Genomic DNA, 20727 nt, shown 5'->3' on the forward strand with positions numbered 1-20727 from the left:
GGCTTCAAGCAGACCTATAGCAACCAGCAGATGCGCCGCTACTGAGCGGTAGTGTACCGATACCATGCCCGCCGCCCGGCGGGCATTTTTCGTTGGAGGACATGATGCGTGCTTACCAGATCCTGCCCGGCAAGGGCGTCGACGCGCTGCACAGCGTGGCATATCCGAACCGCGAGCCGGGCGCCGGCGAAGTGCGCGTGCGCGTGCACGCCGTCTCGCTCAACTACCGCGACCTGATGGTGGCCAGGGGCGACTACCTGGTCAGCGTCGACGACCCCATCATCCCCTGCTCCGACGGCGCCGGCGAAGTGATCGCCACGGGGCCGGGCGTGACGTCGCTGCAGGCCGGCGACCGCGTGACGGCGTCGTTCTTCCCGTACTGGGAAGACGGCCGCACGGGGTCGGAGAAGGTACGCCTGGCGCTGGGCGGCAATATCGACGGCATGCTGGCCGAGGAAGTGGTGCTGGACGAACGGGCGCTCGTGAAGATTCCCGCGTCGATGAGCTTCGTCGACGCCTGCACCCTGCCCTGCGCCGGCGTGACGGCGTGGAACGCCATCTTCGAATCGAGCAACGCCATCCGCCCCGGCGACACCGTGCTGCTGCTGGGAACGGGCGGCGTATCCGTGCTGGGCCTGCAGCTGGCGCGGGCGGCGGGGCTGAACACCATCATCACCTCGTCCAGCGACGAGAAGCTGGAGCGGGCGCGCGACCTCGGTGCCCACCACACGATCAACTACCGCAGCTTTCCCGAATGGCAGGAAGAAGTGCTGCGCGTGACGCATGGCGTCGGTGCCCACGTGGTGCTCGAAGTGGGCGGACAGGGCACCGTCAACCGCTCGGTGGCGGCGGCGGCGATGGGCGGCAGCGTGGCCGTCATTGGCGGCGTCAGCGGCTTCGGCGGCGAAGTGAATCCGGGCGCCCTGCTGATGGGCGCCAAGCGCCTGGTCGGCATCTATGTCGGCAGCCGCGCGATGCTGGAAAAGGTCGCGGGCTTCGCCGCCACGGCGGGCGTGCAGCCGGTGGTCGACCGCGTATTCGACTTCGACCATGCGCCGGACGCCTACCGCTACATGGAATCCGGCGCCCATTTCGGCAAGGTCGTCGTCGTCGTCACGTAAACGAATGGTGGGGTGATTGATGCCGCTCTGGCATCAATCACCCCACCAGATCCATCAGCGGCGCTCGAGCTTGATCAGTTCGATCTCGAACAGCTTCGGCCACAACTTGCCCGTGACGTACAGGTGCTTGCCCTTCGGTTCGTAGGCGATGCCGTTCAGGACCGCGTCGACGTTGCTGGTGCCGCGCTTGTCCGGCGGCAGCAGGCCGGTCAGGTCGATCCAGCCGACCACGTTGCCGCTCGCCGGGTCGATGCGCGCGATGACGTCGGTGCCCCAGACGTTGGCGTACAACTGGCCGTCGACCACTTCCAGCTCGTTCAGCTGCGGCACCGGCTTGCCTTCCGCATTCACGCGGATGCGGCGCTTTTCTTCCAGCGTCCTGGGGTCGAGCACGCGGATCTCCGGCGTACCGTCGCTCATGTAGACGACGTTCGCGTCGCTGGCCAGGCCCCAGCCTTCTCCCTTGTAGTTGAAGCGGCTCTTGAGCGCGAACGTCTTCGCGTCGTAGACGAAGCCGACGTTCGACTGCCAGGTCAGGCCGACGATGGTGTCGCCCACGGCCGTCGACCCTTCGCCGAAGTACTCGGGCGCCAGGTCCTTCTTCTGCAGCACCTTGCCGGTCTTGAGGTCGACGCGGCGCAGCGAGGACTGGCCCTTCTGGCCGGTGCTCTCGTACAGGTGGCCGTCCTTGAAGAACAGGCCTTGCGTGAAGGCTTGCGGATCGTGCGGGTAGGTGTTCTTGACAACGAAGCCGTAGATGGGAATGGCGGCCTGCGCCTGCGGCATGAAGAAGGCGGACAGGGACAGCGCGGCGGCCAGCGGGAAGAAGGCGAGTTTGTTCATGGTTTTCCACGTTCGGGAGCCGGACTAGCATACCAGCAACCCGTCGCGCTTGCCTCAGCCTTGCGGCCCGGCCTGCCCCTGCACGATGGCGGCGATGGCGCCGCGCACGAAGCCGAGCACCGGGTCGTGCTCGCGGCGGCGGTGCCACAGCAGGCCGATGTCCATGCCCAGCTCGTCGATGTCGAGCGGCGCCACCACCATGTCCGGCATGTCGCGGTAGATGCCGCTGTAGATGCGCGGCTGCAGCGACACGACCGGCATCGTCGCCAGCAGGCGCGCGGTGGCGAGCTGGCTGTCGGACAGGGCGATCACGTTGCGCTGCAGGCCGCGCGCGGCGATCACCTCGTCGACGATGGAATCCTCCTCGCCGCGCCAGCCCAGCGCCACCTGCGGATAGCGCACGGCCGCGTCCAGGGTCATCGGCCCGTCCGGCCGGACCTGGCTGCGCGCGTACACGGCGTCGAAGCCGCAGCGCACCAGATGCTGCATGCCGTGCCAGTCGCGCTGGCCCGGTTCCGGCACCCACAGCGCCAGGTCGACATCCTCGGCATCGATGGCGGCCGGCAGTTCGTTGCGGCTGAACTGGCGCGACCACAGGCGCAGCCCCGGCGCGACGGCGTTCGCGCGCTGCATCAGCGGCGGCAGCAGCATCGCTTCCAGGCCGGCGATCAAGCCCAGCTTGACGGTCGCGCGCACCTGGGCGAGGTCGACCTGCTCGCGCGCGAACAGGAAGCCGTGCGCCTGTTCCAGCCAGTCGTGCACGCGCGGTCCCAGTTCCAGCGCCAGCGCACTGGGCTCCATGCGGTTGCCGGCGCGGACGAACAGCGGATCGCCCAGCGCCTCGCGCAATCGCGCCAGCGCATGGCTCATCGCCGGCTGGCCGATGAACAGCCGGGCGGCCGCGCGACCCACGTGGCGCTCGGCCATCAGGGCGTCGAAGGCGACCAGCAGGTTCAGGTCGATGCGGCGGAAATCCGCATGGCGCAGCGGCAGCGCGTCCACGGCCTCACGCCCCTTCCTGCTGCGCCAGCTCCCGTACCAGCGTGGCCACCAGCTCGGCGGCCGGCATGGCCCGCGCCAGCGCGAACGCCTGGCCGGCCCAGTTGACGGAATAATCCTGGTTGCCGTTCTTCGCGGCGGCCGCGTTCAGCGCCTTGGCCGCGTCGTAGGCGATCGGGTAGTCCGGCACGGGCGGCCGGGAGGCCGCGCCGACGTCGGAAAACTGGCGGTTGACCAGGCCGCGCGCGGGCCGGCCGGAAATGGCGTCGGTGACGGCGGTGATGTTCGTGTCGCCGGCCGCGAGCAGGGCGCGGTGGTGGCTCGTGGCCGAGGATTCGGGGCAGGGGATGAAGGCGGTGCCCAGCTGCGCGCCCTCGGCGCCCAGGCGCAGCGCCGCGGCGATGCCGGCGCCGTTCATGATGCCGCCGGCGGCCACCACCGGAATGCGCACCGCCTGCGCCACCAGCGGCAGCAGGGCGAAGGTGCCGATGGCGGCGTCGCCGTTCTCCGGATCGAAGGTGCCGCGGTGGCCGCCCGCCTCGTATCCCTGGGTGACGACGACGTCGATGCCCGCTTCCTCGACCTGGCGCGCCTCCCACGGCGTGGTGGCGCTGGCCAGCAGCACGATGCCGGCATCCTGCAGCGCGCGGATGCGGTGCGCGTCGGGCAGGCCGAAGTGGAAGCTGACCGAGGGCGGGCGCAGTTCCAGGAACAATTCCAGCATCGCGTCGTCGTCGACGAAGGTGTTGTAGATGGTGCTCAACGTGGCCGGCGGCGCCGCGCCGAAGGCGGCAAAGTGCGGGGCGAGCCAGTCCAGCCAGGCCGCTTCGCGCGCCGGATCGGGCACGGCGGGGCGGTGGCAGAACACGTTGACGCTGAACGGCCGGTCGGTCAGGCGCCGCAACGCGTCGATGGCGCTGCGCGCCTGGGCGGCGCTGCCGTGGCCGACGGCGATCGCGCCCAGGCCGCCCGCATTCGAGACGGCGGCGGCCAGCGCCGGCGTCGAGACGCCCGCCATCGGCGCCGAGATGATGGGATGGGCGATGCGCAGCAGGGACAGCAGGTCCGGTTTCATGACGGCCTCCAGCGTTGTTGGCGATCCGGAAAGTATAGCGAAACCTTCCAGTCCCTTCCGAACGATCAGTTGGCAGGAAGGGCATACTGCGCGACAGTCATCGTATTCCGATTTGCGCTAGCATGCGTGTTATTGCTTGGACATGTTGCCTCCATGTCATGAAGCCGCATTGGAATACGAAAGGACTTGTGATGGACAGTATCGACCTCGAAGTGCTGCAAGCCTGCGCCGCCTGGCTGCGCGCCGGCCACGCGTGCGAGTACGTGACGGTGGTGCGCACCTGGGGATCGAGCCCCCGCCCGGTGGGAGCGACGATGGCGATCCGCGCCGACGGCCAGGTGGTCGGATCGGTCTCGGGCGGCTGCATCGAGGACGACCTGATCGCCGCCGTGCGCGAGAAGGGCATCGTGCGCACCGCGCCCGAGGTGCTCACCTACGGCATCTCGGCCGACGAGGCGCACCGCTTCGGCCTGCCCTGCGGCGGCACGATCCAGCTGGTGGTCGAGCCGCTCGGCGCGCACAGCCGCATGGACGAGCTGCTGGCGCTGGCCCAGCGCCGCGTGCTGACGCGGCGCACGCTGGACCTGGACAGCGGCGCCGTCGCACTGTCGGAAGGCGTGGCCGACGAGCCCCTGCGCCTGGAAGACCGCCGCCTGGTCAGCATCCACGGACCGCGCCTGCGCCTGCTCGTCATCGGCGCCGGCCAGCTGTCGCAGTTCCTGGCCCAGATCGCGGTGGGCCTGGAATACCAGGTGACGGTGTGCGATCCGCGCGAGGAATACCGCGGCAGCTGGAGCCTGCCGGGCGTGCGCGTCGTGCACACGATGCCGGACGACGAGGTGCTGTCCATGCGCCTGGACAACCGCAGCGCCGTGGTGGCGCTGACCCACGATCCGAAACTGGACGACATGGCGCTGATGGAAGCGCTCAAGACCGACGCCTTCTACGTCGGCGCGATCGGCTCGCGCGCGAACAATGCGCGCCGGCGCGAACGCCTGCGCGAACTGGAGCTGACCGAGGAACAGATCGGCAAGCTGCACGGCCCGATCGGCCTGTACATCGGCAGCAAGACCCCGTACGAGATCGCCGTCTCGATCCTGGCCGAGCTCACCGCCGTCAAGAACGGCGTGGCGCTGCCCGCGCAGATGTCGGTCGAAGGCGGCAAGGCGCTGGCGGCGCAGGCGGCCGACGATCTGCCTGCGGCGCTGGCGGCCTGACGCCGTCCGCACGATGCATCGGAAACGACTTTACCAACGACGACAGAAAGAGAGTTTGCATGAAAACCTGGATCACGCTGGCTGCGACGCTGGCACTGGCGGGCACCGCCCAGAGCGCGCTCGCCCAGGCCGACCTGGCCAAGGCAAAGAACTGCATGGCCTGCCACAACGTATCGACCAAGGTGGTCGGCCCGGCCTTCAAGGACGTGGCGGCCAAGTACGCCAAGGATGCCGACGCGGCGACGCGCCTGGCGCAAAAAATCCAGAAGGGCAGCCAGGGCGCCTGGGGTCCGGTGCCGATGCCGCCGAACCCGCAGGTGAGCGACGCGGAAGCCCAGTCCCTGGCCAAGTGGGTCCTGGCGCAGAAATGACGCCGGCGGGACGGCGCCACCGCCGCGCCGTCCCGCAATCCCCGGTTACGCGGCACGCACCAGCAGCGCCGCCAGCACCAGCATCGTCAGGCCCGTGAAGGTCTCGATCGCGCGCCACACCTTCGGACGCGCCAGTACGAAGGCGCAGCGCCGCGCCGCCAGTCCCAGTCCCGAAAACCACAGCAGCGACGCCGTCATCGCGCCCGCCGCGAACGACGTCCGGTGGTCCTGCGCCAGGCTGCTGCCGACGGCGCCCAGCAGCACCACCGTATCCAAATAGACGTGCGGATTCAATAGCGACAGCGCCAGCACCAGGCCCAGCGCCCTGGAGGCGCTGCCCGGCTGCGCAGCCGCTTCATCATCGTCCGCCACGCCGTTCTCCTGGCCGCGCCAGGCCGACCTCAGGCAGCGCAGGCCGTACCACAGCAGGAAGGCGGCGCCGCCCCAACGTGCGGCCATCATCACGCGCGGCGAGGATTCGACCAGGGCGCCGAAGCCGGACATGCCCAGCGCGATCAGGGTCACGTCGATGAGGATGCAGGCCGCCACCGTCGGCAGCACGTGGCGGCCGCGCACGGCCGTGCGGATCACATGGGCGTTCTGGGCGCCGATCGGCATGATCAGGCTGGCGCCCAGGCCGAGGCCCTGCAGGAAGATAGATGGGGAAAACATCGTGGCTCCGTATCGTCGGGACCCCAGCATGCCTTCCACGGATCGCCACATCAATTATATTAATGAAATCTAATCTTCATTAAGCCCGGCTAATCCATGCACATCGATCCCCGCCGCAGCGAGGCCTTCATTGCCACCGTCGACAGCGGCAGCCTGGAGGGGGCGGCGGCGCGCCTGAACGTGACGCCGTCCGCCATCTCGCAGCGCATCGCCGCGCTCGAGCAGGACCTGGGCACGCCGCTGCTGGTGCGTGCCCGTCCGTGCCGCCCGACAGCGCCCGGCATGCGCCTGCTGCAGTTCCTGCGCCGGCGCGCCTTGCTGGAACAGGAATTCTTTGCCGGGCAGGCCGAGGATGCCGGCCCGGCGCGCGTCGCGCTGGCCGTCAACAACGACAGCCTGGCGACCTGGCTGCTGCCCGTGCTGGCGCCGGTGCTGCTCGATGAAGGCCTGCTGGTCGAGTTCGTGCTGGACAACCAGGGCCATACCTTCGCGCTGCTGGAACAGGGAAGGGCGCTGGCCTGCGTCTCCGGCGAGACGGAACCGATGCGCGGCTGCACCGTGGAGCCGCTGGGCGCGATGCGCTACCGCATGGTCGGTTCGCCCGGCTTTGCCGCGCGCTGGTTTCCCGGCGGGATGACGCGCGAGGCGGCGCGGCGCGCGCCGGTGATGGTGTTCGACCGCAAGGACACGCTGCAGACGGTCTTCCTGCTGCGGCATTTCGGCCTGCCGGAAGGCGCCTATCCCTTCCACTACGTGCCGTCCAGCGACCCGTACGTGCAGGCGATCCGGCTCGGCCTGGGCTATGGCCTGCTGCCGCTCGAGCAATGCGCGGACATGCTGGCGTCCGGCGCCCTGGTCGACCTGGCGCCCGGCCTGTCCGTCGACGTGCCGCTGTACTGGCACGCCTGGCGCATCCAGCCGCCACGGCTGGAACGCATGGGCGCGGCCCTCGTCAGGGGCGCGCGTGCCGTGCTGCTGCCCTTGCCCGGCCCCGGATACGATAACGGCGATCTATCTATCCGCGGATAGACATCGATACAATACGGACAACGTCGGCCGCAAGGCCGTCCGCCATCCGCGTGGCATGCCTGGAGGAGGCATCGATGATCTGGGGTATCGAATTCTCGTCGGAGAAATTCCTGCCGACGCTGCCGGAGGATTGCCAGCTCGATTCCGGCCGCTACGGTTTCGAGCTGGCATTGTGGCTGGCGCAGGCGCTGAACCGGCAGGGCATCGTCACCGGCTATCCGAGCGGCGAGGAGTGGGCCTGGTTCCTGGACTACGAACCGTCGGAGGAACTGAGCCTGGCGATCTGCTGCGCCAGCTGCTGCGGCGCCAGGGCCGGCTATGACGGCCGGCCGATCGGCTGGTCGATCTCGATCCACGACCGGCGCCGCATGAACCAGCGCGTGCGCAACCTCGCGCACCATGCCGAGCTGGAAGCGCTGGGGCAGCGCATCGTCGCCCTGCTGCGCGCCGAGCAGATCGAGCCGGTGCAGGTGCGCGGCTAGGCTTGGACGGCCGGGTGGCCGACGTAGAAATTTGTTACAAGAAATTGTCCGCCCGTTCGTTTCCTGGTGCGTTAACTCACCAGGCGCCGACGGGAGGCGCATGACCACCAAGGAGAAGAATTACATGAAACGCCTGCTTGCCGCCGCTGCCGTACTGGCCACGCTCGCCAACACCGCCTTCGCCGGCGAAATGACCATTTTTGCCGACAGCAATTTCCGCGGCAACCGCGTGACGCTGGAGCGCGACGCCCGCAACCTGTCCGATTTCGGCTTCAACGACCGCATCTCGAGCGTCGTGATCCGCTACGGCACCTGGCAGCTGTGCCAGGACGCGAACTTCCGCGGCCGCTGCGCCGAGCTGGGTCCGGGCGAATACCGCCAGCTGCCGTTCAACGATTCCGTGTCGTCGATCCGCGAAATCTCGCGCGGCGGCCCGGGCCGTGGTCCGGGCTGGGATCGCGACGACCGCGACGACCGTGGCCACGGCCGTGGCGGCTGGGACCGCGGCGAGCGCGATGATCGCCGCGGCGGCCCGGACGTCATCCTGTTCCAGGACCGCGACTTCCGCGGCCCCGACATGGCCCTCGAACGCGATGCGCGCAACCTGACCGACTACGGCTTCAACGACCGCGTCAGCTCCATCGTCATCCGCGAAGGCCGCTGGGAATTCTGCGAGGACGCCGACTTCCGCGGCCGCTGCGAAGTGTTCGGCCCCGGCCGCTACCCGATGGTCGACATGAACGACCGCATCTCCTCGGCGCGCCGCGTGCGCTGATCGTTCGGGATCAGATCGTTCGGGGTCAGAGCACATTATTTCCAGCATTCGGGGTCAGAGCACTTTTTGTGGAAAGAGCTTGGCGGCATGTTCTACGGCGTGTATCGCTTACAGCAAGGAGCCGTCCCCAAGCGCCTGCGTTGTTTGGTGGCACGGGGCAATTTCCAATAAAAGTGCTCTGACCCCGAATTTTTTCGAGAATGTGCTCTGACCCCAAATTTCCAAAAACCGGGCTCTGACCCCGGCTCTGACCCCGGTTTGGGCCAGGTCAGGCGAGCAGGGCGACGCCCTTGACTTGTGCCCAGACCCGGCGGCCGGGGGCGATGCCGAGCTCGCGGCGCGAGCGCTCGGTGNGGCCAGGTCAGGCGAGCAGGGCGACGCCCTTGACTTGTGCCCAGACCCGGCGGCCGGGGGCGATGCCGAGCTCGCGGCGCGAGCGCTCGGTGATACGGGCCAGCAGGGGCGACGCGCCCACCCGCAGCTGCACCAGCACGTGGCCGGGCGTGTCGGTCGCCGCCACCGCCGTCACCACGGCCGGCAGCACGTTGACGATGCTGCTGGCCTGCGGGCGTTCCAGCGCCAGGCTGACGTCGCGCGCATGGATGCGGCAGCGCAGGCGGGTGCCCGGCGCTTCGCGGTGCCCGCCGACGTACAGCGTGCCGCCGGCGAAGTCCAGGCGCGACAGGTGATCTTCCTCGTGGCCGGCCAGGACGGTGTCGAGCACGACGCCGGCATCGTCGGCGAAGGCCGCCGGCAGGTCGACCCGGGCCAGCGTCTCGCCCAGGGGGCCGCTCGCCACGACCTTTCCCTCGTCCAGCAGCACCAGGTGGTCGGCCAGGCGCGCCACTTCGTCGGGCGCGTGGCTGACGTAGACGATCGGGATCGCCAGCTCGTCGTGCAGGCGTTCCAGGTAGGGCAGGATTTCCTGCTTGCGGCGCAGGTCGAGGGCGGCCAGCGGTTCGTCCATCAGCAGCAGGCGCGGCGACGCCAGCAGGGCGCGCGCGATCGCCACGCGCTGGCGCTCGCCGCCGGACAGGCCGGCCGGACGCCGCGCCAGCAGATGGCCGATGCCCAGCAGCTCGGCCACCGGCCCGATCTCGAAGCGGCGTGCCGATGCCGGCACGCGCTTGCGCCCGAAATCGAGGTTGGCGCGCACGTCCAGGTGGGCGAACAGGCTCGCTTCCTGGAACACATAGCCGAGCGGACGCCGGTGCACGGGCACGAAGATGCCCTTGGCATCGTCCTGCCATACCTCGTCGCCCAGCGCGACATGGCCGCCGGGCGCCCGTTCCAGGCCCGCGATGGCGCGCAGGATCGTCGTCTTGCCGGAACCGGAATGGCCGAACAGGGCGCTGATGCCCCGTTGCGGCAAGGCCAGGTCGACGTCGAGCAGGAAGCCGCCGCGGTCGAGGCGGATGCGGGCGCGGATCCCTTCCATCAACGTTGTCCTTTCACGGCGTGCGGATGGAAGGTGTACAGCGCCAGCAGCACCAGGAAGGCGAAGACCAGCATGCCGCCGGCCAGCCAGTGCGCCTGCGCGTATTCGAGCGCTTCCACGTGGTCGTAGATCTGCACGGAGACGACGCGCGTCTTTTCCGGGATGTTCCCGCCGATCATCAGCACGACGCCGAATTCTCCGACAGTGTGCGCAAAACCCAGCACGGCCGCCGTGAGGAAGCCGGGACGCGCCAGCGGCACCGCCACCGACCAGAACGCATCCCAGGGGCTCGCATGCAGCGTCGCCGCCGCTTCCAGCGGACGGTCGCCGACGGCCTCGAACGCGTTCTGCAGCGGCTGCACGACGAAGGGCATCGAGTACAGCAGCGATGCGATGACGAGGCCGGGGAAGGTGAACGGCAGCAGGCCCAGGCCCAGCGCCTGCGTGGCCTGGCCGATGGCGCCGTTCGGTCCCAGCAGCAGCAGCAGGTAGAAGCCGATCACGGTCGGCGGCAGCACCAGCGGCAGGGCGACCACGGCGCCGACCACGTGGCGCAGGCGCGAGCGGGTGCGCGCCAGCCACCAGGCGATCGGGGTGCCGATCGCCAGCAGCAGGACGGTCACGCAGGTGGCCAGCTTGAGCGTCAGCCAGACGGCGGCGGCGTCGGCGGAATCGATCATCGGGCAGCGATCATTGGAGCAGCGAACGTCACAGCGCGTAGCCGAAGCTGCGGATGATGCCCCTGGCCTTGTCCGACTTCAGGTAGGTTTCCAGCGCCCTGGCGGCCGCGTTGCCGGCGCCTTTCGCCAGGATCACGGCATCCTGGCGGATCGGGCTGTGCAGGTTGTCCGGCACGATCCAGCCGGAGCCCGAGGTGAACTTGCCGTCCTTCCAGACCTGCGACAGGGCGACGAAGCCGAGCTCCGCATTGCCCGTGGCGGCGAACTGGTGCGTCTGGCCGATATTCTCTCCCTGCACGATCTTCGGCTGCACCTTCGCCGTCAGTTTCAGCTTGTCCAGCGTCTCGGTCGCGGCCAGGCCGTACGGGGCCGTCTTCGGATTGGCGATGGCCAGGTGCGCATAGTTGCCGGTTGCCAGCACCTTGCCCTGGGCATCGACGTAGCCGTCCTTGCTCGACCACAGCACCAGCTTGCCGGTGGCGTAGGTGAAGCGCGAGCCGGCGACGGTCTTGCCTTCCTTGTCCAGCCTGGCCGGGGTCTCGTCGTCGGCCGCCAGCAACACCTCGAACGGGGCGCCGTTGTTGATCTGGGCGTAGAACTTGCCGGTGGCGCCGAAGGCCAGCACGGCCTTGTGGCCCGTGTCCTTCTCGAACTCGGCCGCGATTTGCTTCATCGGCTCGGTGAAGTTGGCGGCGACGGCGACCTGGACCTCCGCGGCATGGGCAGCGGCGCAACCGATCATGGCCAGCAGGACGGCAAGACGTTTCATCGAATTCTCCATGGAAAAGCGCTATACGGCGGAGTATATAACGAAAAATTAGCGAAGGTGCAATCCCCTGCCGTTGGGGTTATGCTCTCGCTTCGACACTAGTGGGAGATCGCAATGGATGAGGACAGCACGGCGTTCGGGCTGCAGGGTTCGGTCTGGATGACGGTGGGCGGCGAAAAGTTCGGCGGCGCCGGACGGATCGACCTGCTGGCGCAGATCGCGGCCACCGGCTCGATCAGCCAGGCCGCCAAGGCGATCAGGATGAGCTACAAGGCCGCCTGGGACGCCGTCGACGCCATGAACAACCTGGCCGGCGAACCGCTGGTGGAACGGCTGACGGGCGGCAAGGGCGGCGGCGGCACGCGGCTGACGGCGCGCGGCGAACAGCTGGTCCGGAATTTCCAGGCGGTCGAACACATCCATCGCCAGTTCGTCGAGCAACTCGACCGGCAGTCGGCCGCCATCGCCGACGATTTCAACCTGTTCCGGAGGCTGACCATGAAGACCAGCGCACGCAACCAGTTCTTCGGCACCGTCGCCCGCGTCAAGGCCGGCGCCGTCAACGACGAGATCGAACTCGACATCGCCGGCGGCCACAAGATCGTCGCCATCGTCACCCGCGACAGCACCGAAAGCCTGGGCCTGAAGGTAGGCGCGCAAGCCTTCGCCCTCGTGAAATCGTCGTCGGTGATCCTCCTGACCGATGCCGAAGGCGCGCGCTTCTCGGCCCGCAACAGCCTGCAGGGCACCGTGGCGCGCCTGGTGCCGGGCGCCGTCAACACCGAGGTCGTGATCGACCTGGCGGGCGGCGGCAGCATCGCCGCCATCATCACCAATGCCAGCGCCGAGGCGCTGGAACTGCGCGAAGGTTCCACGGCCACCGCCCTGTTCAAGGCATCGAGCGTGATCGTCGGGGTTCCCGGTTAACGATATAAACGGTATAAAAAAACGTCGTCCCCGCGCAGGCGGGAACGACGTTCGGCTGGCGTGGCCGCGGTCAGAACTTGTAGCGCGCGCCCAGCATGTAGCGGCGGCCGCCCGTGGTCACGGTCAGCACCTGCTCCTTGGTGCGGCCATGCGTGCGCATGGTCTCGTCGTTCAGGTTGATGCCCTCGAACGACAGGCTCAGGTTCTTGGTGAGGTTGTAGCCGATGCTCAGGTCGACCTGGCCGTACGGCTCGACGTAGCGCGGGTTCGGCTGGTTGTTGTCCGCCACCGAGGCGAGGAACTCGTCGCGCCAGTTGTAGGCGAGACGCACGGACCACTTGCTGTCCTCGTAGATGCCGACCAGGTTGGCCGAATCCGACAGGCCCACCAGCGCGAACTGGTTCGCCGTCCCCATGTTGTCGAACTTCAGGTCGGAATTGACCCAGGTGTAGTTCGCCTGCACGCCGAAGCCGCTGTTGCCGAAGAAGTGCTGCCAGTTCACCTCGGCGCCCTTCAGCTTGGCCTTCTTCTCGTTCACGTAGGTCGTGAGCAGGTAAGGCAGCGCCGGATCGCCCGCGATGCCGCTGATGGTGCCCAGCGCATTGCCCGCCTCGTTGTTGCCGGTATAGGTGACGCCCGGCTGGCCGTTGAAGTTACGCAGGATGTAGTTGCGCATGCACGTGGTATCGGTGGCCACGCAACCCGCCGCGACCGCCGCGTTCCAGTACTTGCCGCCGACCGGCGTCGTGGCCGTGGCCGACGGTTCGTTGACCACCACCTGGCCCGCGTAGTTGTCGAGGTCCTTGTGGAACAGGCCCAGCGACAGCATGCTCTGCTTGGTGTAGTACCACTCGGCCGACAGGTCCAGGTTCTTCGACTTGACCGGTTCCAGCGCAGGGTTGCCGCGGTTGCCCGTGACGCCGCGCACCGAGGCCGTGGTGCCGATGCTGGTACCGCCCTCGATCTGGTCGTAGCGCGGGCGGCCGATCGACACGCCGTAGCTGGCGCGCACCTTCAGGTCGTCGCGCACGTCCATGTCCCAGTCCACGGTCGGCAGGAAGTTCTTGTAGCTGCCGGTCTGGGTCTGGTAAGTGGTCGCGCCGAACACCAGCGGCAGCTCGTTCTGCGAGATCCAGTTCAGCTGCGTCGGCACCTTGGCCAGGCCGGTCGAGGCGACGTCGGTCTTCTCGTAGCGGAAGCCCACGCCCGTGTGCATCGGCATCGCCGTATCCCAGTCGGTGTTGAACTGCAGGTACAGCGACTTGGTCTTCTCGATGGTGGTGCGGTCGAACTGCGGATCCGACAGGCTCGGGGTGTAGCCGGCCTTGTCTCCGGTGAGGGCGATGGCGGCGTCGCGCACCTTGCTGAAGTCGAAGGTGTGGATCTGGTTGAACAGGTTCGGGTTGCCCGAGCCGCCCAGCTTGTCGAAGTACTGGCGCAGCGAATCGGCCTGCCACAGGCCCTGGTCGTAGCCGCCGTTGGCCGCCGTGGCGGTGCCTGACCAGGTGTCGCGCTGGACCTGCTGGAACTTCGAATGGTTGTTGTTCTTGACGTAGCCGAGGCCGAAGTTCAGGTTCGAGCGCTCCATCAGCTTCAGGTTGCCGCCGACCTGGGCCTGGTCGATCTTCATCTTGTTGATGCCGTCCTGGAACCAGGAACCGCTGACCTGGTGCGGCGCGCGCACGAAGTCGGCGCCCTGGATCGACAGGACCGGCATCTCGCTGCTGAAGTCCAGCGCCGAGGTGCCGCGGCTGAAGCTGACGGTGGCGAGGTCGTTGTTCGAGCCGTACGGGCTGTCCGACTTGGCTTCCGCGGTCGAGTGGTGCGCGTCGAAGGTGAACTTCAGCGACGGCGAGGCCTTCCACTGGGCGTTGAAGCCGATCGAGTTGTTGTTCGAGACGGTGGCGAAGTCGCCGCCGTTCATCGCGATGTCCTGGTTGCTGACGCGCTCCTCGTAGTAGATCGGCGTGGCGACCGGGCCCTTGCTGAAGGTGCTCGACTGGACCGTGGTGTCGTGGTTGAACCAGGCCGACAGCTCGTGGTAATTGGTCTGCACCTTGTTCTGCGAATAGGTGTAGTCCAGCGTCGTGGTCAGGTCCTTGTTGGGGCGGAACTGCAGCGTGAGCTGGCCGTTGGTGCGCTGGCGCTTGGAGCCGCGCATGAAGTAGGAGATGTTCTGCGGCGTCAAGTAGATGTCGTTGGCGCCCGGCGGATTCGTCACGCCCGCATAGCCCGGTGTGCCCGGCTGCGGGATCGCGCCGCTCGACGTGTCGCCCATGCGGAACGGACCGAGCCAGCCGTTGGTGACGGATGCCTGGTTCACGCCCAGGTTGCGTTCCTGGTAGCTGCCGCTGACGGCCAGGCCGAACATGCCGTTGCCGAAGGTGGTGCTGTAGATGCCCGAGATTTCCGGCGTGTAGGAGCGCTTGGCCTTGTCCGCTTCCGGCAGGTTGTCGTTCGAGCTGTCGTACACGGCCTTCACGCCCACGCTGGCCGTGTTGCCCAGGTCGAAGGGTCGCGCCGTCATGATGTTGATGGTGGCGCCGATGCCGCCCGGCGGCGTGTCGGCGCGCGCGCTCTTGTACACCTGGATCTGCTGCACCGACTCGGATGCCAGGTTGGAAAAGTCGAAGGCGCGGCCGGCCTGGTCGCCCAGGCTCGCCGTCGGCATCTGGCGGCCGTTCAGCAGCACCATGTTCAGGTCCGGGCCGACGCCGCGCACGGTGACGTTGGCGCCTTCGCCGCGGTTGCGGTCGATCGATACGCCGGAGATGCGCTGCAGCGACTCGGCCAGGTTCGTGTCCGGGAATTTGCCGATGTCGTCGGCCACGATGCCGTCGACGATACCGTCCGAATTGCGCTTCAGGTTCAGCGTGGACTGCAGGCTGGCGCGGATGCCCGTCACGATCACCGTGTTGGCGGCGGTCGGCGGGGCATTCGAGACGGCCGGGCTGGGCGGCGCATTGACGGTGGCGTCGGCGGATGGCGGATTCGCTTCCTGGGCGTGGCCGGATGCCGACAGCGCGGCGCAGGCGCCGGCCACGGCGAGGGAAATCAAGCGATGCCTGGTGTGCAGGCGTGATGGGGCATGCCCCTTGGTGGTGTACAGCACAATGTCTCCTCTCTCTACGGAAAGTAACGCCGCGCCCGTTCTGCGACGGCGTTGGCGGTGGTGATGCGTGCTACGGCTGAATTGCTACCGATGTCTTGCTACGAAATTCACCTGCGTCCCCCTGGTTTTTGTGGTGGGACGACGTTCATTCATGCCGCATTGCGCGTGCTGGGCGATTGCGGCGGGTGACCTTTTGCGTCATCTGATTTAACGAACGTACTTATTGCAGAGTATGCAAAAGAAAGTATTTGGTCAATTCAATGAACAAACTAAGTTGCAGGGATCCGACTGCGTTCCGACCGCCGGATCGCGCTGCGCGACATAGAGAAGAAATCGATTTCATAAACAAATCAAGGACTTCACGCGTCCGGCCGTGCAACTGCTGGGCGATAAAAAGCGTTGCGCGCCCCCTGTTGCGTGGCGCGGTGTTGTTGCATAATCATCACAACTCCCTCTCCCATACCCCCATGCCCGTCACCGGTGACCAGCAGCTTCTGAAACAACTGAATCGGATGGCGCTGGTACGCCAGGTCGGCAGCCAGCCCGGCCTGTCGCGCGCGGCGCTGGCGGACGTGCTGCAGTTGACCAAGTCCACCGTCAGCATGCTGGTGCGCGAACTGATGGACGAAGGCTGGCTGCTGGAAAGCGAATTGCTGGTCACGGGCGAGGTCGGGCGGCGCGCGACGCCGCTGCACCTGGACCCGCGCCGCCTGGCCCTGCTGGGCGCCGACGTGGGCGTCGACGAAGCGCGCGTGGTGGCCGTCGACCTGCTGGGCAAGGTGCTCGACACGCGCATCGTCAGCTACGACGACGCCACCGATCCGGCATCGTGCCTGCGCCTGGTGGCGCTGGCCCTCGTGCGGCTGGCGAAACGGCTGGACCGTCCCGCCGCGGCGGACGGCGGCATCGATGGCGGCCCGCGCCGCGTGCTGGGCGTGGGCATGGGACTGCACGGCGCCGTGGACGAGGCGCTGGGCGTGCTGCGCCATGCGCCGCACCTGGGCTGGCGCAACGTCGACGTGGCCGCGCAGGTAGGCGCCCATTTCGCCGGTTCGCCGCTGGCGGAGCTGCCGCTGTACATGCAGAACGAGGCGAACGTGGCGGCCCTGGGCGAATTCGAATTCGCCGACCAGGCTTCGGCCGATCCGCTGATCTACCTGTCGATCGGCTACGGCGTCGGTGCCGGCGTGCTGGTAAACGACCGCCTGCTCACGGGCCTGCGCGGCTTCGGCGGCGAAGTCGGCCACGCCGTCCTGCAGGCCGACGGCCCGCCGTGCTCGTGCGGACGGCGCGGCTGCGCCGATGCCCTGATCGGCCTGGCCGCGCTGCTGCAGGGCGAACGTCCCAGCCATCCGGCGCTCGAGCGATTGTTCGCGCGCGTCGCCGACGGCGAAAGCGGCACCTGCGCGGCGGTCGACGCGGCCGGGCGCCAGCTCGGCATCCTGCTCAACAACCTCTGGGCCGGCTTCGATCCGATGGCGATCGTCATCGGCGGTCCCGCGCTGCAGCTCGGCAGCGCCTTTACGGCGCCCGCGCGCCGGGTACTGGCCGACTACGCCGATGCGGCCCTGCTGGCGCCGCCGGCGATCCGCACCTCGCACTTCGGCGCGCAGGCCGTCGCCATCGGCGCCGCCGCGCTGGTGCGCTACCGCGTCACGCGTCCGCTCGACGTGCAGAGCATGGAGCGCAGCGCCGGCCGCCGCGACATGGCCGGAGCCTTGCATGGCATGATGGGGGCATGATCCCCCCGGGTATTCCAGCTTGCGCGCGATGACCGATTTCCTGCCCACCGAATGCGACATCGTGATGGAGGGCGGCGTCACCTCCGGCGTCGTCTATCCCTCCTTCGTGGCCAGGCTGGCCACGCGCTTCACGCTGCGCTCGATCGGCGGGGCCAGCGTAGGATCGGTGGCCGCCACCGCGGCGGCGGCGGCCCAGTACAAGCGCAACCGCGTGCGCAAGGCAGGCCGGGGCCGCGACGACGGCTTCGCCATCCTGGCCGGCGTGCCGCGCCGCCTGCGCGCGTCCGTGAACGGCCACACGCGCCTGTTCTCGCTGTTCCAGCCCTGCGCCGACCTGGCCCCGCATTTCCGCGTGCTGGCGGCGGCGCTGAACACGACCAGGCCGCGCGCCGCCGCCTGCGTCCTGGCCGGCCTGCTGCGCCATTTCCCGCTCGGTTCCGTGGCGGGCGCCGGCCTGTGGGCGCTGGGCTTCGTCGTCAGCGCCGGCCTGCTCGGCGGTCACTGGCCGGCATCGATCGCGGGCGGCATCGCCAGCAGCCTGTGGTTCGGCCTGTGCGTGCTGGCCGGCGCGACGGTCGGCGCCGTGCTGCACGCCGCGCTGTCGGCCTGGCGCGGGCTGCGCGCCAACCGCTGCGGCATCTGTCCGGGCCTGCGCACCCGCCCCGGCAACCCGCCCGCGTTGACCGAATGGCTGCATGCGCTAATTCAGGAAATCGCCGGCCTGCCGGAAGACGCCCCGCTGACCTTCGGCCAGCTGCGCACATCCGAGCCGCCGATCGAACTGGCCCTCATGACCACGGGCCTGTCCGAACTGCGCGCGCACCGCCTGCCGCATTCGGGCGCCGACCTGGTGTTCCGGGCGTTGGAAATGGCGGCCCTGTTCCCGCCGGCCGTCGTCGACGCCATGAAGGCGGGCGCGCGCCGCACCAGGCACGGCGAGCGCACGACGCAGCTGCTGGCCGACCTGAACGCGGCGGGCGAGGACTATTACTTCATGCCTGCCGCCGACGACCTGCCGGTGATCGTCGCCGCGCGCATGAGCCTGAGCTTTCCCGTGCTGATGCAGGCCGTGCCCCTTTACCGCCTGCGCGTGCTGCCGGCGAGCGGCAACGGCGTGGAACTGCTGCGTGTCTGGTTCTCCGACGGCGGCCTGACCAGCAACTTCCCGATCCACTTCTTCGACGCCATCCTGCCGACCCGTCCGACCTTCGGCGTGACGCTGCAGGCCGACCTGGAAGAGGGCGCGCCGTTCGAGCGCCGCGTGACCCTGCCGACCAACAACAGCGACGGCGTCACGCCGGCCTGGCTCCCCGTCGACGGCGCGGACGGCAAGCCGGACCTGGCGCGCTTTACCGCCGCCATCGTCGGCACCATCCGCGGCTGGCGCGACGAGGCGCTGAAACGCACGCCCGGCTACCGCGACCGCGTCGTGCTGATCCGCCATACGCGCAAGGAAGGAGGCCTGAACCTCGACATGCGGCGCGACGCCATCGCGACCATGAGCCGCAGCGGCAGCGCGGCGGCACGGCGGGTCGTCGCGCGCTTCCTGGACGAAGACCGCCAGAAGAACGGCTGGCTGAACCATCGCTGGGTACGCATGCGCAGCAGCGCCGCCGTCCTGCAGGACACGCTGGCCCCGCTGGGCGATGCCTGGCACGATGCGCGCCTGGTGCCATCCTATGAAGCGCTGTGGCTGGCCGAGGGCGCCGATGCGCTGCCGGCCTACCAGCTGAGCAAAAGGAACCGCAGCGTGGGCTACGCGCTGTGGCAGCGCATCGTCACGCTGCCGGAGCAGCTGGCGCCGGCGGACCTGTCGGCCCATGCGCCCAAGCCGCAGCCGGAACTGGCGATTGCGCCCAAGTTGAGCTGATCCCAGGGCGCCGCTGGTTGGAGGCGCCGGCCGGCAGCGTGCATACGTTTGCAGCGGCGCACCATGCGGCCCCGAGGTTCAGGAAAAGGCACCGCCCGACTGCAGCAAGGCTGCGCTGCGCCGGTACGGGTCTTCGTTGCTGATGCACAGCACCGGGCCCTCTTCGTCCAGCGCGTAATGCGATGCCACCGCCAGCGCCGTGATGAAGGGCACCGCCGCGCTGGCGCCGCAGGCTTCGCCAACACGGATGGCGTCGTCGACCTCGTCCAGCTGCGGCATCGATCCCACCATGAATCCCATCAGCTCGATCACGCGGCTGGAGCGGTGGCCGGTGTCGGCGACGATGCGCGTCACGGCGCCGTCGCCGTTGCCGTGGCGGGCCAGCGCGCGCTCGGCCGCTTCGCCGAGGGCGCTGGCGTCGGCGCGCCGGGTTTCGTCGGCCGAGATCGCGCGGCGGGATTCGTGCAAGGGTTCCAGCAGGGCGAAACGGGCATCGCCGATCGCAGCGACCTGGTCCAGGTCCGCCAGCAGCAAACCGGCCGCGCCTTCGCCCGGGATCCGCCCCTGGGGGTGCGTGGAGGTGAACAGGGAGCCATCGGCCGACCAGCGTGCGACGGTACTGTCGCCGATGTGGGACGCGCAGGCCATGACCAGTGCAATGACGGACGCGATGCCGGGGGCGTCGCCTGCCGCCGCATCGCGGGCCAGGCCGTCGAGCAGCACGGAAGGGATGGCGGCGGGCAGTCCCGGCGCGGCTTCCGCGGCGCATGCGACGTGGGCGGCCGGCCAGCCGCAGCGCTCGACCAGGTGCTCGAACCACATGGCGGCGGCCTGGCGCTGGTCCGGCGACCAGTCGGGCGGCAGCAGGGGAGCCAGGCGCAGCAAGGGCGGCTTGCCGTCGGCGGGCAGCAGCTGCGCTACGGCGCGCGCCATGAGTTCCTCGACGACGGCGCTGCCCAGCACCAGCGCGCGCCATTGCTCGTCGACGAAGCCGGCGTCGGCCATGCCGTGGTGCGCCAGCCAGTGGGCGATGTCCTCCTGCAGCGCCTCGTCCCTGGCGTCCGGGCTGCGCACGCTCATGATGGGAAAGCCGTCGTCGTCGACCAGTTCCGGATCGAGGTCGGCGCGCGCCTTGCCGGCCGCCAGCGTGGCGGCCAGTTCCTCGGGCGAGACGCCGTGCGCGGACCGCACCGCCGCGGCCAGGATCGCGAGCGTCGCGGCCTGCGGCGCCGCGGCTGCGTTGTCCTGGACGGATGCCTGGCGGACCAGGGTGGCGGGCGCCGCTGGCCGCGCCGTACGTTGGTCCAGCAAACGGAAGCCGACGAAAAAGGCCAGCACCAGCAGCGACGGTACGCCGAGCAGGTAGAGCGCCAGTTCGCCGCCGGCGGGCGCGCTGCGGTTCAAGCGCCACCAGGTGATGGCGCCGGCCCAGCAGGCGAAAAAGATGCAGCCGGCCAGCAGCGAGCCCTTGAGCCAGTCGGGCAGCGGGCGGCTTGCGCCGATGGCGACGGAATCGGTGGTGTCGGTAGTCGTCGACATGGCAGCCTCGCTAGATGTTGTCGATGGTGGCTTGCTGGCCCGCGATGGGCGTCGCGCCGCAGGCCG

Annotated in this window: 18 protein-coding genes and 1 pseudogene; 9 read left to right on the forward strand and 10 right to left on the reverse strand. The window is 68.8% G+C overall.

From position 1 onward, the window contains the following. Positions 1 to 104: 104 nt before the first annotated feature. Complete coding sequence (locus QPK32_RS20340; RefSeq protein ID WP_290414660.1) at positions 105 to 1121, forward strand: NAD(P)-dependent alcohol dehydrogenase; 1017 nt, start codon at positions 105 to 107, stop codon at positions 1119 to 1121. Positions 1122 to 1175: 54 nt separating this feature from the next. Here the strand turns inward: QPK32_RS20340 and QPK32_RS20345 are convergent, their stop codons facing one another. From QPK32_RS20345 to QPK32_RS20355, 3 genes are read right to left on the reverse strand one after another with little or no spacing between them, the layout of a single operon-like run. Next, on the reverse strand, positions 1176 to 1964 hold the full coding sequence (locus QPK32_RS20345) for a glutaminyl-peptide cyclotransferase (RefSeq protein ID WP_290414620.1): 789 nt from the start codon (positions 1962 to 1964) through the stop codon (positions 1176 to 1178). Between the two features lie 54 nt (positions 1965 to 2018). Beyond that, entirely contained in the window at positions 2019 to 2966 is a 948-nt protein-coding gene (locus tag QPK32_RS20350; protein WP_290414621.1) for a LysR family transcriptional regulator, read from the reverse strand. 4 nt (positions 2967 to 2970) lie between these two features. Next, positions 2971 to 4038, reverse strand: a complete 1068-nt coding sequence (locus tag QPK32_RS20355) for a nitronate monooxygenase family protein (protein WP_290414622.1) — start codon at positions 4036 to 4038, stop codon at positions 2971 to 2973. A gap of 191 nt (positions 4039 to 4229) precedes the next feature. Here QPK32_RS20355 and QPK32_RS20360 point away from each other — a divergent pair, with 191 nt between their 5' ends. Both QPK32_RS20360 and QPK32_RS20365 read left to right on the forward strand, forming a co-directional pair. Beyond that, positions 4230 to 5255: an XdhC family protein gene (locus QPK32_RS20360; protein ID WP_290414623.1), complete on the forward strand. Its 1026-nt coding sequence runs from the start codon at positions 4230 to 4232 to the stop codon at positions 5253 to 5255. A gap of 59 nt (positions 5256 to 5314) precedes the next feature. Then, positions 5315 to 5626 (forward strand): c-type cytochrome, encoded by a 312-nt coding sequence (locus tag QPK32_RS20365; protein ID WP_290414624.1) that lies wholly within the window; start codon positions 5315 to 5317, stop codon positions 5624 to 5626. Between the two features lie 45 nt (positions 5627 to 5671). Here the strand turns inward: QPK32_RS20365 and QPK32_RS20370 are convergent, their stop codons facing one another. Beyond that, positions 5672 to 6298: a LysE/ArgO family amino acid transporter gene (locus QPK32_RS20370; RefSeq protein ID WP_290414625.1), complete on the reverse strand. Its 627-nt coding sequence runs from the start codon at positions 6296 to 6298 to the stop codon at positions 5672 to 5674. Positions 6299 to 6394: 96 nt separating this feature from the next. Here QPK32_RS20370 and QPK32_RS20375 point away from each other — a divergent pair, with 96 nt between their 5' ends. The 3 genes from QPK32_RS20375 (at position 6395) to QPK32_RS20385 (ending at position 8584) form a co-directional block, all read left to right on the forward strand. Continuing rightward, positions 6395 to 7327: a LysR family transcriptional regulator ArgP gene (locus QPK32_RS20375; protein WP_290414626.1), complete on the forward strand. Its 933-nt coding sequence runs from the start codon at positions 6395 to 6397 to the stop codon at positions 7325 to 7327. 74 nt (positions 7328 to 7401) lie between these two features. Continuing rightward, positions 7402 to 7809, forward strand: a complete 408-nt coding sequence (locus QPK32_RS20380; protein ID WP_290414627.1) for a hypothetical protein — start codon at positions 7402 to 7404, stop codon at positions 7807 to 7809. A 124-nt stretch (positions 7810 to 7933) separates the two neighbouring features. After that, positions 7934 to 8584, forward strand: coding sequence for a beta/gamma crystallin-related protein (locus QPK32_RS20385; protein ID WP_290414628.1), 651 nt, complete (start codon positions 7934 to 7936; stop codon positions 8582 to 8584). A gap of 268 nt (positions 8585 to 8852) precedes the next feature. Here QPK32_RS20385 and QPK32_RS26740 read toward each other — a convergent pair. The 4 genes and pseudogenes from QPK32_RS26740 to modA form a co-directional block, all read right to left on the reverse strand. Then, positions 8853 to 8927: pseudogene (locus QPK32_RS26740) on the reverse strand (hypothetical protein); the annotation flags it as partial. An 18-nt stretch (positions 8928 to 8945) separates the two neighbouring features. Beyond that, complete coding sequence (gene modC / locus QPK32_RS20390) at positions 8946 to 10022, reverse strand: molybdenum ABC transporter ATP-binding protein (RefSeq protein WP_290414629.1); 1077 nt, start codon at positions 10020 to 10022, stop codon at positions 8946 to 8948. Further along, a complete protein-coding gene (modB, locus tag QPK32_RS20395; protein ID WP_290414630.1) occupies positions 10022 to 10702 on the reverse strand; it encodes a molybdate ABC transporter permease subunit in 681 nt (226 codons plus the stop codon). The genes modC and modB overlap by 1 nt, the downstream gene beginning before the upstream one ends. A 28-nt stretch (positions 10703 to 10730) precedes the next feature. After that, entirely contained in the window at positions 10731 to 11471 is a 741-nt protein-coding gene (gene modA, locus QPK32_RS20400; RefSeq protein ID WP_290414631.1) for a molybdate ABC transporter substrate-binding protein, read from the reverse strand. Positions 11472 to 11585: 114 nt separating this feature from the next. Here modA and QPK32_RS20405 point away from each other — a divergent pair, with 114 nt between their 5' ends. Then, positions 11586 to 12398, forward strand: a complete 813-nt coding sequence (locus tag QPK32_RS20405; RefSeq protein WP_290414632.1) for a TOBE domain-containing protein — start codon at positions 11586 to 11588, stop codon at positions 12396 to 12398. A gap of 70 nt (positions 12399 to 12468) precedes the next feature. Here QPK32_RS20405 and QPK32_RS20410 read toward each other — a convergent pair whose 3' ends face one another. Beyond that, on the reverse strand, positions 12469 to 15456 hold the full coding sequence (locus QPK32_RS20410; RefSeq protein WP_290414633.1) for a TonB-dependent receptor: 2988 nt from the start codon (positions 15454 to 15456) through the stop codon (positions 12469 to 12471). A gap of 521 nt (positions 15457 to 15977) precedes the next feature. Here QPK32_RS20410 and QPK32_RS20415 point away from each other — a divergent pair. Then, positions 15978 to 17252, forward strand: a complete 1275-nt coding sequence (locus tag QPK32_RS20415) for an ROK family transcriptional regulator (protein ID WP_290414634.1) — start codon at positions 15978 to 15980, stop codon at positions 17250 to 17252. A 28-nt stretch (positions 17253 to 17280) separates the two neighbouring features. Further along, on the forward strand, positions 17281 to 19122 hold the full coding sequence (locus tag QPK32_RS20420) for a patatin-like phospholipase family protein (protein ID WP_290414635.1): 1842 nt from the start codon (positions 17281 to 17283) through the stop codon (positions 19120 to 19122). 78 nt (positions 19123 to 19200) lie between these two features. Here the strand turns inward: QPK32_RS20420 and QPK32_RS20425 are convergent, their stop codons facing one another. Then, positions 19201 to 20661 (reverse strand): hypothetical protein, encoded by a 1461-nt coding sequence (locus QPK32_RS20425; protein WP_290414636.1) that lies wholly within the window; start codon positions 20659 to 20661, stop codon positions 19201 to 19203. Positions 20662 to 20727 lie beyond the last annotated feature (66 nt).

This window comes from Massilia sp. YIM B02763, from assembly GCF_030412015.1.
Classification (GTDB): domain Bacteria; phylum Pseudomonadota; class Gammaproteobacteria; order Burkholderiales; family Burkholderiaceae_D; genus Telluria.

Coding starts and splice junctions, on each gene's coding strand:
- QPK32_RS20340 (WP_290414660.1), top strand. CDS start 105: ATGCGTGCTTACCAGATCCTGCCCGGCAAGGGCGTCGACGCGCTGCAC.
- QPK32_RS20345 (WP_290414620.1), bottom strand. CDS start 1,964: ATGAACAAACTCGCCTTCTTCCCGCTGGCCGCCGCGCTGTCCCTGTCC.
- QPK32_RS20355 (WP_290414622.1), bottom strand. CDS start 4,038: ATGAAACCGGACCTGCTGTCCCTGCTGCGCATCGCCCATCCCATCATC.
- QPK32_RS20360 (WP_290414623.1), top strand. CDS start 4,230: ATGGACAGTATCGACCTCGAAGTGCTGCAAGCCTGCGCCGCCTGGCTG.
- QPK32_RS20365 (WP_290414624.1), top strand. CDS start 5,315: ATGAAAACCTGGATCACGCTGGCTGCGACGCTGGCACTGGCGGGCACC.
- QPK32_RS20370 (WP_290414625.1), bottom strand. CDS start 6,298: ATGTTTTCCCCATCTATCTTCCTGCAGGGCCTCGGCCTGGGCGCCAGC.
- QPK32_RS20375 (WP_290414626.1), top strand. CDS start 6,395: ATGCACATCGATCCCCGCCGCAGCGAGGCCTTCATTGCCACCGTCGAC.
- QPK32_RS20380 (WP_290414627.1), top strand. CDS start 7,402: ATGATCTGGGGTATCGAATTCTCGTCGGAGAAATTCCTGCCGACGCTG.
- QPK32_RS20385 (WP_290414628.1), top strand. CDS start 7,934: ATGAAACGCCTGCTTGCCGCCGCTGCCGTACTGGCCACGCTCGCCAAC.
- modC (WP_290414629.1), bottom strand. CDS start 10,022: ATGGAAGGGATCCGCGCCCGCATCCGCCTCGACCGCGGCGGCTTCCTG.
- modB (WP_290414630.1), bottom strand. CDS start 10,702: ATGATCGATTCCGCCGACGCCGCCGCCGTCTGGCTGACGCTCAAGCTG.
- modA (WP_290414631.1), bottom strand. CDS start 11,471: ATGAAACGTCTTGCCGTCCTGCTGGCCATGATCGGTTGCGCCGCTGCC.
- QPK32_RS20405 (WP_290414632.1), top strand. CDS start 11,586: ATGGATGAGGACAGCACGGCGTTCGGGCTGCAGGGTTCGGTCTGGATG.
- QPK32_RS20415 (WP_290414634.1), top strand. CDS start 15,978: ATGCCCGTCACCGGTGACCAGCAGCTTCTGAAACAACTGAATCGGATG.
- QPK32_RS20420 (WP_290414635.1), top strand. CDS start 17,281: ATGACCGATTTCCTGCCCACCGAATGCGACATCGTGATGGAGGGCGGC.
- QPK32_RS20425 (WP_290414636.1), bottom strand. CDS start 20,661: ATGTCGACGACTACCGACACCACCGATTCCGTCGCCATCGGCGCAAGC.